The sequence below is a fragment of the Sphingomonas aracearum genome, assembly GCF_003345355.1.
GTDB lineage: Bacteria > Pseudomonadota > Alphaproteobacteria > Sphingomonadales > Sphingomonadaceae > Sphingomonas > Sphingomonas aracearum.
On sequence record NZ_QQNB01000001.1, the window covers coordinates 438,599 to 451,801 of the forward strand.

General features: G+C 68.0%; 13 protein-coding genes. 3 read left to right on the forward strand and 10 right to left on the reverse strand.

Features of this window, described 5'->3' with window-relative positions; translation table 11 throughout:
* Positions 1–70 precede the first annotated feature (70 nt).
* Together gyrA and DVW87_RS02170 are read left to right on the forward strand one after the other, a co-directional pair.
* The gene (gyrA, locus tag DVW87_RS02165; RefSeq protein WP_114686120.1) at positions 71–2,827 is read left to right on the forward strand and encodes a DNA gyrase subunit A; all 2,757 of its coding nucleotides are present in this window, start codon (positions 71–73) and stop codon (positions 2,825–2,827) included.
* Positions 2,824–3,174 (forward strand): DUF952 domain-containing protein, encoded by a 351-nt coding sequence (locus DVW87_RS02170; RefSeq protein WP_114686121.1) that lies wholly within the window; start codon positions 2,824–2,826, stop codon positions 3,172–3,174. The genes gyrA and DVW87_RS02170 overlap by 4 nt, the downstream gene beginning before the upstream one ends.
* A 33-nt stretch (positions 3,175–3,207) precedes the next feature.
* Here DVW87_RS02170 and proC read toward each other — a convergent pair whose 3' ends face one another.
* The 10 genes from proC to DVW87_RS02220 all read right to left on the reverse strand — a co-directional run bounded on the left by proC (position 3,208) and on the right by DVW87_RS02220 (position 11,788).
* Positions 3,208–4,011 carry a pyrroline-5-carboxylate reductase gene (gene proC / locus DVW87_RS02175; protein ID WP_114686122.1) on the reverse strand — a complete coding sequence of 268 codons (804 nt, stop codon included), beginning with the start codon at positions 4,009–4,011 and terminating at the stop codon, positions 3,208–3,210.
* Positions 4,012–4,015: 4 nt separating this feature from the next.
* Positions 4,016–4,519, reverse strand: a complete 504-nt coding sequence (locus tag DVW87_RS02180; protein WP_114686123.1) for a type III secretion system chaperone family protein — start codon at positions 4,517–4,519, stop codon at positions 4,016–4,018.
* A gap of 91 nt (positions 4,520–4,610) precedes the next feature.
* Positions 4,611–4,877, reverse strand: coding sequence for an accessory factor UbiK family protein (locus tag DVW87_RS02185; protein ID WP_114686124.1), 267 nt, complete (start codon positions 4,875–4,877; stop codon positions 4,611–4,613).
* 20 nt (positions 4,878–4,897) lie between these two features.
* Complete coding sequence (locus tag DVW87_RS02190; RefSeq protein WP_181814681.1) at positions 4,898–5,452, reverse strand: TspO/MBR family protein; 555 nt, start codon at positions 5,450–5,452, stop codon at positions 4,898–4,900.
* 85 nt (positions 5,453–5,537) lie between these two features.
* The gene (locus DVW87_RS02195; RefSeq protein ID WP_114686125.1) at positions 5,538–6,284 is read right to left on the reverse strand and encodes a TlyA family RNA methyltransferase; all 747 of its coding nucleotides are present in this window, start codon (positions 6,282–6,284) and stop codon (positions 5,538–5,540) included.
* 2 nt (positions 6,285–6,286) lie between these two features.
* The gene (locus DVW87_RS02200) at positions 6,287–7,690 is read right to left on the reverse strand and encodes an NAD(P)H-dependent flavin oxidoreductase (protein ID WP_114686126.1); all 1,404 of its coding nucleotides are present in this window, start codon (positions 7,688–7,690) and stop codon (positions 6,287–6,289) included.
* A 96-nt stretch (positions 7,691–7,786) separates the two neighbouring features.
* The gene (locus tag DVW87_RS02205; RefSeq protein ID WP_114686127.1) at positions 7,787–8,923 is read right to left on the reverse strand and encodes a glycosyltransferase; all 1,137 of its coding nucleotides are present in this window, start codon (positions 8,921–8,923) and stop codon (positions 7,787–7,789) included.
* A 47-nt stretch (positions 8,924–8,970) separates the two neighbouring features.
* A complete protein-coding gene (locus DVW87_RS02210; protein WP_114686128.1) occupies positions 8,971–10,089 on the reverse strand; it encodes a glycoside hydrolase family 130 protein in 1,119 nt (372 codons plus the stop codon).
* Positions 10,086–10,877, reverse strand: a complete 792-nt coding sequence (locus tag DVW87_RS02215; RefSeq protein ID WP_114686129.1) for an SDR family oxidoreductase — start codon at positions 10,875–10,877, stop codon at positions 10,086–10,088. The genes DVW87_RS02210 and DVW87_RS02215 overlap by 4 nt, the downstream gene beginning before the upstream one ends.
* Positions 10,878–10,912: 35 nt before the next feature.
* On the reverse strand, positions 10,913–11,788 hold the full coding sequence (locus tag DVW87_RS02220; protein WP_114686130.1) for an alpha/beta fold hydrolase: 876 nt from the start codon (positions 11,786–11,788) through the stop codon (positions 10,913–10,915).
* Positions 11,789–11,825: 37 nt separating this feature from the next.
* On the opposite strand from DVW87_RS02220, the gene DVW87_RS02225 reads away from it, so the two are divergent.
* Positions 11,826–13,190 (forward strand): protein adenylyltransferase SelO family protein, encoded by a 1,365-nt coding sequence (locus DVW87_RS02225; RefSeq protein ID WP_114686131.1) that lies wholly within the window; start codon positions 11,826–11,828, stop codon positions 13,188–13,190.
* Positions 13,191–13,203 lie beyond the last annotated feature (13 nt).

Sequence of the window (13,203 nt, forward strand, 5' to 3'; positions counted from 1 at the left end):
CGCGGGGTTGGCAGGTAGTCACCGGATCGTTACACCACGGCGACAACCCAATTTCCCGAAAGCGTGAGCATTGACCGACGAGACCATCCTCGCCGACCCGTCCGACATTTCCCCCATCTCCATCGTCGAGGAGATGAAGACCAGCTATCTCGACTATGCGATGAGCGTCATCGTGGCGCGCGCGCTGCCGGACGTTCGCGATGGCCTGAAGCCGGTGCACCGCCGCATCCTGTTCTCCGCGCAGGAAAGCGGGTTCTTCTACAACCGGCCGTATCGCAAGTCCGCCCGCATCGTCGGTGACGTGATCGGTAAATACCATCCGCACGGCGACACCGCGATCTATGACGCCCTGGCGCGCATGACGCAGGATTGGTCCATGCGCCTGCCGCTGATCGACGGCCAGGGCAATTTCGGCTCGATGGACCCCGATCCGCCCGCCGCCATGCGGTACACCGAGGCGCGCCTTGCCCGCGCGACCAACTACCTGATCGAGGATCTCGACAAGGATACGGTCGACTTCCAGCCCAACTATGACGGGTCCGAGCGCGAGCCGCAGGTGCTGCCGGCGCGCTTTCCCAACCTGCTCGTCAACGGCGCGGGCGGCATCGCCGTCGGCATGGCCACCAACATTCCGCCGCACAATCTCGGCGAGGTGATCGATGCGTGCTTCGCCTATCTAGACAACGGCGCGATCACCACCGAGGAGCTGATGGCGATCGTGCCCGGCCCGGATTTCCCGACCGGGGCGATTATCCTGGGCCGCGCCGGCACCCGTTCGGCCTATGAGGGCGGCCGTGGCTCCATCATCGTGCGCTCGCGCCACAAGATCGAGGAAGGCCGCGGCGACCGCCGCTCGATCGTGCTGACGGAAATCCCCTACCAACAGGGCAAGAACGCCCTGGTGGAGAAGATCGCCGAGGCCGCCAAGGACAAGCGGATCGAAGGCATCAGCGACATTCGCGATGAATCCAACCGCGAAGGCGTGCGCATCGTCATCGACCTGAAGCGCGATGCGACGCCCGAAGTGGTGCTGAACCAGCTGTGGCGCCACACCCCCGCACAGGGCTCGTTCGCCGCCAACATGCTGGCGATCCGCGGCGGCCGGCCCGAGCTCCTGAACCTGCGCGACATCATCGCCGCGTTCGTGACTTTCCGCGAGCAGGTCATCACCCGCCGCTCGAAGTTCGAGCTGGCCAAGGCCCGCGACCGCGCGCACATCTTGCTCGGCCTGGTCATTGCGGTCACCAACCTCGACGAGGTGGTGCGCATCATCCGCGGCTCCGCCTCGCCGGCCGAGGCGCGCGCCGCGCTGCTCGCGCGCGAGTGGCCGATCGGCGAGATCGCGCAATATATCCGCCTGGTCGAGGCGATCGAGACCGAAATCTCCGGCGACGTCTACCGCCTGTCCGAAACGCAGGTCCGCGCGATCCTCGACCTGCGCCTGCATCGCCTCACCGCGCTTGGCCGCGACGAGATCGGCGACGAGCTGAAGGAGCTGGCGGATTCGATCACCGAGCTGCTGGCCATCCTCGCCGACCGCGCCAAGCTCTACGCCGTCATGCGCGAGGAGCTGGCCGACGTGCGCCAGCTGTTCGCCACCCCGCGCCGCACGGAGATCGCCGCGGCCGCCGATGGGATCGACGACGAGGACCTGATCGAGCGCGAGGACATGGTCGTCACCGTCACGGTGCAGGGCTATATCAAGCGTACCACGCTGGACAGCTTCCGTGCCCAGGCGCGGGGCGGCAAGGGCCGCGCCGGCATGGCGACCAAGGACGAGGATGCGATAACGAACCTCTTCGTCACCTCCACGCACACGCCCGTCCTGTTCTTCTCCACGCTCGGCAAGGTGTACCGCATGAAGGTGTGGCGCCTGCCCGAAGGCGGTCCCGCCACACGCGGGCGACCGATGGTGAACCTCCTGCCGCTGGCCGAAGGGGAGACGATCTCCACCGTGCTGCCCCTGCCGGAGGATGAGGCGGAGTGGGGCAAGCTCCACGTCATGTTCGCCACCGCCAAGGGCTCCGTGCGCCGCAACTCGATGGACGCGTTCACCAACGTTCCCACCGCCGGCAAGATCGCGATGAAGTTCGAGGGTGAGGACACCGACGACCGGCTGATCGGCGTTGCCCTGCTGGAGGCCGAGGACGATGCCCTGCTCGCCACGCGACAGGGCCGCGCGATCCGCTTCGCCGGCGACGACGTGCGCGAGTTCCAGAGCCGCAATTCGACCGGCGTGCGCGGCATCACGCTGAAGCCGGGGGACGAGGTGATCTCGCTTTCCATCCTCCACCGGGTCGGCACCTCTTCGGAGGAGCGCGAGGCCTATCTGCGCTTCGCGCCGTGGAAGGCGGACAAGGAGGGCGAGCCCGATCTGGACCCGGCCCGTTTCGAGGAGCTGAAGGATCGCGAGCAGTTCATCCTGACCGTTTGCGCTAACGGCTATGGCAAGCTCAGCTCCGCCTATGAATATCGCCGCACCGGGCGCGGTGGTCAGGGCATCACCAACATCGACAATATCGGGCGCAACGGCCCGGTGGTGGCGAGCTTCCCGGCAACGCGCGGTCACCAGCTGATGCTGGTGACGGACCAGGCCAAGCTGATCCGCATGTCGCTCGGCGATCTGCGCGTGATCGGCCGCGGCTCGGCGGGGGTGCGGCTGTTCAACGTCGCCGCGAACGAGCATGTCGTTTCGGCCGCGCGCGTCGAGGAAACGGAGGGCGAGGCCGAGGCCGACCTGCGCACGCAGGCCGATATGGAACTGTCGCCGGTGCCGGACGCTGACACGTCCGACGACAGCATTGCAGGCCCGGAGGACGGCGAATGAGCGAACACCCTACCCTCGCCTACAAGGTGCTCACCGCCGAGCAGGTGGCGGAACTGGAAACCGGCAATTTCGCCGGCGCGCCGGTGGACCGCGAGGACGGGTACATCCACCTGTCGACGCACAAGCAGCTGACGGGGACGGTGGACAAGCACTTCGCCGGCCAGTCCGATCTGTGGGTCGCCGCCGTGGACCTCGAGGCGCTGGAGGACAAGGTGCGCTGGGAAGAGTCGCGCGGCGACCAGCTTTTCCCGCACCTATACGGCACGCTGCCGCTCGATGCGGTGGTCGCCTATTCCCCGCTGGAGCGCGAGGACGACGGTCAGGTGAGGCTGCCGGTCACGGGCTGATATTCCGGCAAAAGCCGGAACCTGCGCCGGTTGTCAGCGCGCTGCTGCCGCCAGCTCCGCGTTGCGCTTCGCCGAGGCGGCAAGCGTCGCCTTCATCAGCTCCACCAGAGCGTCGTCCCGGTCCAGCACGTTGAGGCCCTGGCGCGTCGATCCGCCGGGGCTGGCCACGCGATCGGCGAGAACGGACGGTGGCTCCTCGGCGGCGATCGCCATGCGGGCGGAACCGTCGACGGTCGCCAGCGCCAGCCGCATCGCCTGATCCTTTGGCAAGCCGAGCGCCGCTCCCGCCGATGCCAGCGCCTCGACGAAACGGAACACGAAGCCCGGCCCGCAGCCCGACAGCGCCGTCACCGCATCGAACAGGCGCTCCTCGGCGATCCATTCGACCAACCCGAGGGGCGAGGACAGCGCCTCCGCCACCTCGCGCACCGTCGCATCCTGGCTTGAGCTGTAAAGCGCCGTGACGCCGCGCCCGATGGCGACGGGAAGGTTCGGCATGGCGCGGACCACCGCCTCCGCCTCGCACAGTCCGGAAAGTGTCGCCTCGTCGACACCCGCAAGCACCGACATCAGCACCTTCGGCCGGTGCCGCGACAAAGCGCCGCCACGCACCGCAGCGAGCTGCTGCGGCTTGAGCGCGAGCAGGACGACATCGTAATCGAGACCGGCATCGGGCTCGGGCACTTCGCGCACGACCTTGACGCCCGCAGGCGCTGGCCGACCGCTGGGGCTCACCACCGTGATCCTCTCCGCCGGCAATCCGCTCGCCAGCCAGTGGCGCAGCATGGCACCACCCATGTTGCCGGCGCCCACCAGCAGCAGCGAAACGTCGATCAACGGATCAGGCCTCGCCCTGCGTCTCGGTCATCGCCGCGGCGAGCGCTTCCTTGGGGCTCTTGCCGCCCCACAACACGAACTGGAACACCGGGTAGAAGCGTTCGCATTCGTCGATCGCACTGTCCACGATCAGCTCCGCCGAGCCGAGCGACAGCGTGCCGTCCTCCCCGTCGACCAGCGCGGCGTGGCGGTAGAGCAGGACCCCGGTGGACGCCCACAGCTCGAAATGACCGACCCAGAGCTGTTCGTTGACCAGCCCGATCGTCTCGTAGATCGCCGCCCGGCGCTCCTCGGTGACGCGGATGTCGGGAAAGGCCAGGAACTGGAGAACGCCGTCATCCTCGCGCCACAACGCGCGCAGTTCGTACTGCGTCCAGCTGCCCTTGAACCGCGCGACGATCTCCTCGTCCTGCCGCTCGTGCTCCCAGCCATGCGCCGCGAAATAGCTTTCCAGCATGTCGATCGGCGCCGCGTCCTCGCGCCCGAATTCGTGCTCGTCGAGCATCATGCCTCCCCAGCCTGCCGTGCCCCGCCCAGCATCCTGCCCCAGCCCCCGGGAGCGGGCAACCCGTGCAAGCGGAAAGCTGTGGACAAGCGGCTCAGGCGGCCGGCTCCGCCGCCGGCCGTGCCGCCGCTTCGAGCGCCTCGATGCGGGCGCGCAGCGCGTCGTTCTCGTCGCGGGCGGCGGCCGCCATGGCCTTCACCGCCTCGAACTCGTCGCGGCTGACGAAATCCGTGCCGCCGAAGAACTCGCGGCCCTTTTCGCGGGCACGGGCCTCGAACTCGCGTCCCATGCCGGCAAAGGTGCCGGCGGCGCCGTTCACGACCTTCACGAAATCGTCGAAAAGCTTGTTCTCGGTCTGCATGGCTTGTGAATCCCTGAAAATCAGAGCTGAATCTGGGTGCTCGCGCTGGTTGGCGCAAGGTTCTCGGCATCGGGGTTCAGCTGGCGGATGCCGAAGGTCAGGCAGGCGGCGAAGCTGATCCATACCAGATACGGCACCATCAGCCATGCCGCGACCCGCCGCACGCGACCGAAGGCCATCGTGGTCGCGATCGCCAGAACGATCAGCGCGATCAGGTCCAACAGCGCCCATGTCACCTGATGCGCGCCGAAGAACAAAGGCGTCCAGATCAGGTTGAGGACGAGTTGCGCCGCAAAGAGCGCCACCGCCACGCTCCGGGCCCGTGCGCCCCGTGCATTGAGCACGATGGCGAGCGCCACGCCCATCAGCACGTAAAGGATCGACCAGGCGATCGGAAAGACGATGCCGGGCGGGTTCAGTGCCGGCTTGGCAAGCGCCCGGTACCAGCCGCTCTCGTCGCCGGCGGGCACCACGCGGCCGGAGGCGAAGCCCAGCAACAGGATCAACGGCACGGTAATCAGCGCCCAGCGCAGGAACGACAGTCGGAGCTGCCCGGGCGATGCGATTTCACTCACGTGGCGCCAACCTCATCTCGTGCTGCGTCGCGGCACGTCTAGCGAGCGCAAAGCAGTTGCGCCAGCGTCCGCGTAAAATGCGGATCTATTCGCGGCGTGCGGCAAGAAGAAACTCCACATTGCCTTCCGGGCCGGTGATCGGGCTGGGGACGATCCCCTCCACCGTCCAGCCGCGCGCGGTGACCCAGTCGGCGAACGCATCGCAGACACGCTCCCGCACGGCGTCGTCGCGCACCACGCCGTTCTTGCCGATCTCGTGCCGCCCCGCCTCGAATTGCGGCTTCACCAGCGCCATGAGGCGAGCGTCCGGCCCGGTGAGGCCGAGCGGCACTTCCAGCACCTTGGCCAGCGCGATGAAGCTTGCATCGCAGACGATCAGGTCGACGGGCTCGGGCACGTGCGCCTCGGTCAGCAGCCGGGCGCTGGTCTGCTCGTGCACGATCACCCGCGGGTCCTGCCGCAGCTTCCAGGCGAGCTGGTTGGTGCCGCTGTCCACCGCATAGACCCGCGCGGCGCCCCGCGTCAGGAGCACATCGGTGAAGCCGCCGGTGGACGATCCCACATCAATCGCCACCGCCCCCGTCACGTCCCAGCCGAAATGATCCAGGCCATGCGCCAGCTTGATCCCGCCGCGCGACACCCAGGGGTGATCGCGTCCGCGCACATCCAGTGGCGCGTCTGCCGTCATCGACTGGCCGGGCTTGTCCACCTTGCGGTCGCCGGCGAACACCAGCCCGGCCATGATGAGCGCCTGCGCACGGGTCCGGCTTTCCGCCAGCCCGCGGTCGACGAGCAACTGGTCCGCACGCAGCTTTGCCGGCCGCTGGGCCACGCTCAATCCCCGGTCAGGATGCGATCGACCAGCTGCTTCACCGTCGGCACGAAACCGTTCGAATAGAACGGGTCGCGCTTGAAGTTATAGGCGTTGTGCCCGGCGAACATCAGGTTCTGCTCCACGTCGCCGCCATGCGCGATGTCCTGTAGCGTCTTCTGGATGCAGAAGCTGCGCGGGTCGGCCAGGCGACCGGTGGAGTTGGTCTCGGTATCGGCCCAGCTCGAAAAGCTGCACTGGCTGAGGCAGCCCATGCAATCGGCCTGATCCTTGCGGATCACCTGCTTCTCCTCCGGCGTCACGAACACCAGCGTGTTGTCCGGCGTCTTCAGCGCATCGGTGAAGCCCGCCCCGAACCATTCCCGCGCGCGCAGCAGGTCGTTGCGGGTGACCCAGAAGTTCTTCCCCTTCACGCCCACGTCGAGCTGGAACGTGTGGTCGCCCGCTTCCTGCGTCGAAAAGGCGATCTGCCGCTCCGACCGCGCCTCCAGCGAGCGCAGGAAAGGGTTGCGCACCGCCGACGAGTAGAAGCCGGTGGGCGAGAATTTGTGGAGGAGCACGTCGCCCTCCTCCAAGGTCATCAGCCGCTGCTTCCAGTCCTCCGGGATCGGGCTTTCCTGCGTCAGCAGCGGGCGCGTGCCATATTGAAACGCGATGGAGCCGAGTTCCGGATTGTCGATCCAGTGGTCCCAATCGCGCAGGAACCACACGCCACCGGCCATCACGATCGGCACGTCGTCCGAGATCCCGCCTTCGCGCATCGTCTCGCGCAGCGCCTTGACGCGCGGATAGGGGTCCTCCGGCTTCAGCGGGTCTTCGGCATTGGACAGGCCGTTATGCCCGCCCGCCAGCCACGGATCCTCGTACACCACCGCGCCGAGCAACTCGGACACCTTGGAATAGGCGCGCTTCCACAAGGCGCGGAAGGCACGTCCGGAGCTCACGATCGGCAGATACTGGACGTTGTAGGACGCGGCGATCTCGCTGAGCTTGTATGGCATGCCCGCGCCGCAGGTCACGCCGGCCACCAGCCCGCGCGTCCGCTCCAGCACGCCGTGCAGCACCCGCTGCGCACCGCCCATTTCCCATAGGACGTTGATGTTGATCGCGCCCTTGCCGCCGGCGATCTCCCAGGCGCGGCGCACCTGCTGCACCGCGCCTTCGATCGCATAGTCGATCAGTTCCTCGTGCCGCTCGCGCCGGGTGAGCGCACGGTAGACCTGAGGGATGATACGGCCTTCGGGATCGTAGCTGTCGGCGTTCACGGCCGACACGGTGCCGATGCCGCCGGCCGCCGCCCAGGCGCCGGCCGAGGCATGGTTCGTTGCCGCAACGCCCTTGCCGCCTTCCACCAGCGGCCACACCTCGCGGCCGTTATAGACGATGGGCTTGAGACCTTTGAACAACGCGGACCTCCGAAATAGAAGCGGCGGCGATACCGATTAAGTTCCGGCCGCGCGACAAAAAGATGATTTCGGCCGCATAGCGAGCCGCAGGGTCGATCAGGCCAGGGCGCCCGGCCGCGCCATCACGCCTTCGTACAGCGCCCGGTAGCGCGCCACCATCTGCCCTTCGTCGAACTGCATGCGCGCCTTCACCTGGTTCATCGCGCCCACCGTGCGCCGCAGTCCCTCGTCCGCGACGAAGGGCTGCAACGCATCGCGCAGCCACACCACGCCCTGGTGCGGCGGCAGGTACGGCTCGTTCACTTCGGAGACCATGCGCGCGATGTCGCCCACCCGCGGCGCCACGATCGGCAGGCCGGCTGCCATGCCCTCGACAATGGCGATCGGGAACTGCTCGGATCTGGAGGACAGCGCCAGAATGTCGAACAGCCCGACATAGCGGTGCGGCTCGGGCAGGAAGCCGGGCAGGAACACGCGGTCCTCTAGCCCCATGCGCTCGACCGCATCCTCGATGCGGTCGCGATCCGGCCCCTCCCCCACGATCACCAGCTTCACCCGGTCCGGCAGGCCGGCCACGGCGTTCACCAGCGAGGGCAGGTCCTTTACCTCGCGCATCCCGGCGATGGTGCCCACCACCACGTCGCCCGGCTTGCGTTTAAAGCCGGGGATCGCGCGGGCGTCCGCCGCTTCCGCATATTGCATCGTCGGGATGCCGTTCACGATGCGGTGGACCCGGGCGCGCGGCTGCTTCCACGTGCCGAGCGCGATCTCCTCCAGCACCTGGCTCGGCACCACCAGGGCGTTGGCGGCCGGTAGCGCGATGCGGCGATACAGGTTGCGCTCGCGCTTGAGCCCGCCGGCCTCGTCGGCGTTGAATCCGTCCTCGTGATGGACGAGCGGCGGCGCGCCCTTGCCGAAGACGCGCCGCGACATGACCCCGTCGATCGCCCCCCAATTGTAGGTGAGCACCAGGTCGAAGCGACGCATGTACTTCGCCAGCGCCTCGTAGCGGGCGACCGAGGGCTTGCCGGTCAGCGGCGGGGGGTTGACCGCGATCTCGTAGTCGACGCCCTTGGCGATCGCTTTCTCCGCGCCAAGCTGATCCGCCACGCCGGACACGATGGTATGCCGCGCCGCCTTGCCCATCAGGTTCATCAGCCGCACCGCGCGCGCCTCCTTGCCGCCCAGGCTGAAGGAGGAATGGAGGTGCAGGATGGAGACGGGCTGGGGCATGACGCGCCACGATTAGCCGAGCGCCGACGCCCCGTCACCCCGGCCGATCAGGCCGCGAAAGTCGCCTTGGGAATGTGGGTGATCCGGCAGGCAAGGTCCGCTTCGCCGCTGGCGACGACATAATGGTCCCCGCCATCGGCGATGCCGGTGCTGAACACCACATCATGCACGTACATCAGGTCGTCCAGCGGCGCCGTCAGCTCGGGTTTCGCCTCCAGCAGCGGCGGGTGGCTGGTGGCCACCACCAGCGACGGATCGTCCTTGTGCAGGATTGACCAATAGGTGCGATAGATGCCGACGACGCCCGACGGCTCCACCCCGTGCCAGAGCGTCAGCCAGCCGCGGTCGGTGAGGATCGGCGGCGTGCCCCCACCCATCCGCGCGGTGGCCACCGTCGCGGAGTGCGGCCGGATGCCGGGCCTGTCGAACGGCTTCCAGTGCAGTGCGTCTGGCGAGGTGGCGAGATTGATCGACGGCCCTGCCCGCCAGGCGCTGCCCGGCGGGTAAGCGAAGTACAGGTCGCCGAGCGGCCGCGTCTGCGCCCAGAACTTGCCGTCCACCAGCCCTTCGAAGATCAGCATGTCCTTGTTCTGGTGATCGAGGACGATGCCTTCCAGCGTCCAGTCGAGCGCGTCGTCGGAGGTGTAGAGCGTGGTGGAATGCCGCTCCGGGCTGACGGAGCAGGTGGTCATGTAATAGCGGTCACCCACCCGGCTGATCCGCGCATCCTCCACGCCGTAGCATTGGTAGGGCGCCCGCGGCACGACCGCGCGATCATAATGGACCTCCACCACCTCCAGCCCGTCCGGCGTAAGCTCCACCGGCAGCAGCCAGCTCAGCGAGGTCAGGGCCATCACCTTCCAGCCGCCGCCCGGGATCAGGAACTTGCGCGGATCCTTCGTATCCACCTGCGCGAGCGGCCAGGCGTCCAGCACGTAATTGCCGCCTTCCCAGCGGATCGCATGGATGTTCCCGCCGAAGCTCGGCTCGCGCAGCGCCTCCGCCACCCGCACCATCAGCAGCAGGTTGCCGTTGGGCAGCCGCGTCATGCCGGGGTTGAACGCCCCCAGCACATAGGTTTCCGCATTGATCCGCCCGGCCAGGGGCGAGCGCGTCAGATCGACGTCGCGGGGGCCGAAGACCAGCCGATCGACCGGAAAGCTCATTCGCCGCCCTGTGCGATCGGCGTGATCGTCAATTGCTGCACCACCGCACGGCGCGGCTGGGTGAGCATGTAGCGGACGCCAACGGCGATGTCCTCCGCGCGCAGCATCTCGCCCTTGCGGATCATCTCGCGCTGCTCCTCCGGCGAGATGTCGGGCTCCTGCATGTCGGCGCCCGTCTTGCCCGGCTCCACCACGCCGACGCGGATGCCCTTGTCGCCGAGTTCGCGACGCAACGCCTCGGTGAAGCCCTGAATGCCGTACTTGATCCCGGCATATACGGTCGACCCGCCGCCCAGCGCATGCGCGGACATGGAACCGGTGAAGATGATATCGCCCGCCCCCTGTTCGATCATCCGCTCGGACGCGAGCTTCGCGGCGACCAGATAGGCGGTGAAATCGGCCGCAATGACGTAGCGCAGGTCCGCTTCGCTGGTATCGGCAAGGCCTTCCGCGGCGATGGCGGCATTGATGATCGCGATGTCGAGCCCGCCGAGATATTGTGCGGCCTGTTCCACGAAGCGGCCGACATTGTCGGTTTCCGCCAGGTCCAGCGCGACGCCCTCGCCCTCGCCCACCTCGCGAATGCGCGCCAGCGCGTCGTCGAGATGCTGCCGGTCGCGGCCGCAGATGAAGACCTTGGCGCCCTCCGAAGCCAACAGCACGGCGATGGCCCGCCCGATGCCGGTGGTGCCGCCGGTGACGAACACCCGCTTGCCCTGCAGGCTCGGCTGTTCGGTATGGGCGTCCGCGGCGTCCTGCGCGGGGCGGTCGATCAGCGTGTCGGTCATGGCAGCAACTCCGGGGAAGATGCCCCAGAGACGCGCTAGGCGGCGGCTGGTTCCGCCGCCACGCGCGCCAGCAGGCGATCGATCGCCGCCGCCACCTCGGGCTCGGACAGCAGCGGCGCGTGGCCGGTGGCGGGCACCGTGACCAGCTCGGCCCGGTCCAGGCCGGCGGCCATCCGCTCGGCCGTGGCGGCGCCCAGGATGTCGGAGCGTTCGCCGCGGACGATCAGCGTCGGCACGCGACGCAAACCGGCCAGCGCGTGCCACATGTCCGGCGCCGCCTCGTTGCCCGGCACGCGAAACGGCTCGGCGATCTTCATGTCGTAATCCAGCACGATCCGGCCCGAACTCGTCACGCGGTACAATCGCTTGGCCATGCCCAGCCAGTCGTCGATCTGGAACGCCGGATAGATGTCGGCATGCGCCTCCGCGACGCAGCGCGCGGCGTGCATCCAGGTCGGCCAGCTGCTCGCCCGGCCGACCTGCGCGCGGATGCGGCCCAACCCGCTCGGCTCGAGATCGGGCCCGGCATCGTTCAGCAGCGCGGCGGCCAGCGGAACGCGCCCGCGCTCCGCCAGCAACATGGTCACGATCGCGCCCAGCGAGGTGCCGAACGCGATCCAGCGCGGCACCGCCAGTTCGGCGAGCAGGGCTTCGACATCGGCGACATAGGTCGCCGGCACATAGGTCATCGGATCGCGGGCATAGGCGCTCTCCCCCCGCCCGCGCAGCGAGACGGCGATCACGCGCCACTCGCCCCCCAGCCGTTTGGCGAGTTCCGCGAAGTCCCGAGCATTGCGGGTCAGCCCCGGCAGGCACAGGATGGGCGGACGGTCGGCCCGCCCGGCATAGTCGCGATAATGCAGCTTCAGCCCGTCGGGCGAAATCCAGCTGCGGTTTTCATAAAGCGGCATGGTTGCGTCCCGAGTTCGAGCGTCCCCATATTCACGCATGACCTTCGACCCGCAAGCGTACCGCGCCGAAACCGCCATCCTGCAACTGGGGGACGGCTTCTACGATCCGGTTCGGGCGGCCGACTTTCCGGAAACGATCCTGCGCTTCCGCAACGATCGCGCCGCCGCGGAGGTGGGCCTCGATGCGCTGAGCGACGACGAATGGCTCCGGCATTTCGGGCGGTTTCAACCGCTGGCAGGCAATCTGCCGGAGCCGCTCGCCCTGCGCTATCACGGCCATCAGTTCCGCAACTACAATCCGGAGATCGGGGACGGGCGCGGCTTCCTGTTCGCGCAGCTGCGGGACGATCGGGGTCGCCTGCTCGATCTGGGGACGAAAGGTTCCGGCCAGACGCCGCACAGCCGGTTTGGCGACGGACGCCTCACGCTGAAGGGCGGGGTGCGCGAGATCCTCGCCACCGAGATGCTGCAGGCGCTGAACGTGCCCACCTCGCGCACCTTCTCGCTGATCGAGACGGGCGAGGCGCTGGAGCGGGGCGACGAGCCCTCTCCCACCCGGGCCGCGGTGCTCGTTCGCCTGAGCCACAGCCATGTCCGCATCGGCACGTTCCAGCGGCTGGCCTATCATCGTGACGAGGCCCGCCTCGCCCGCCTCACCGAGTATTGCCTCCGCGAACTGTTTGACGAGGCGCCGGGCGACGACCCGGCGGTGCGGCTGCTCGACCTTGTCGTGGGCCGCACCGCGACGCTGGCGGCCCGCTACATGGCGGCCGGCTTCGTTCATGGTGTCCTGAATTCGGACAATATCAACGTCACCGGGGAAAGCTTCGATTACGGCCCCTGGCGCTTCGCCCCGGTGTGGGATCCCGCGTTCACCGCCGCCTATTTCGACCATGCCGGCCTGTATGCCTTCGGGCGACAGCCGGAGGCGATCCACTGGGATGTCGCGCAGCTCGCGCTGTCGCTCCGCCAGATCACGCCGGCCGAGCCGCTGATCGAGCTGCTGGAACAGTTCGGTCCGCGCTACGGACAGGCTATCGCCGATGCCTTTCTGTGGCGGCTGGGCGTGCAAACGCTTGATCCCGCTGCCGATGTCGCGCTGGTGCAGACCTGCGAACGCGCGCTGCGCGGCACCGGGCTGGGTATCGACCGCTTCTTCTTCGACGCCTTCGGAGGCACGCTTCCAGCCTCGTACGACAAGCCCTGGGCCGAGGTCCGCCAGCTCCTTGCGCGTCACGCACCACGGAAGGACCGGTCGCACCCTTATTGGTCCGGCGAGCCCTGCTCCATGCTCATCGACGAGGTGGAGGCGATCTGGGCCGCGATCGACCGCAACGACGATTGGCGTCCGCTGCACGCCAAGGTCGCCGCCATTCGCGCCATGGGCGAGGCGCTCGCTTGAGATTGAGCGAACG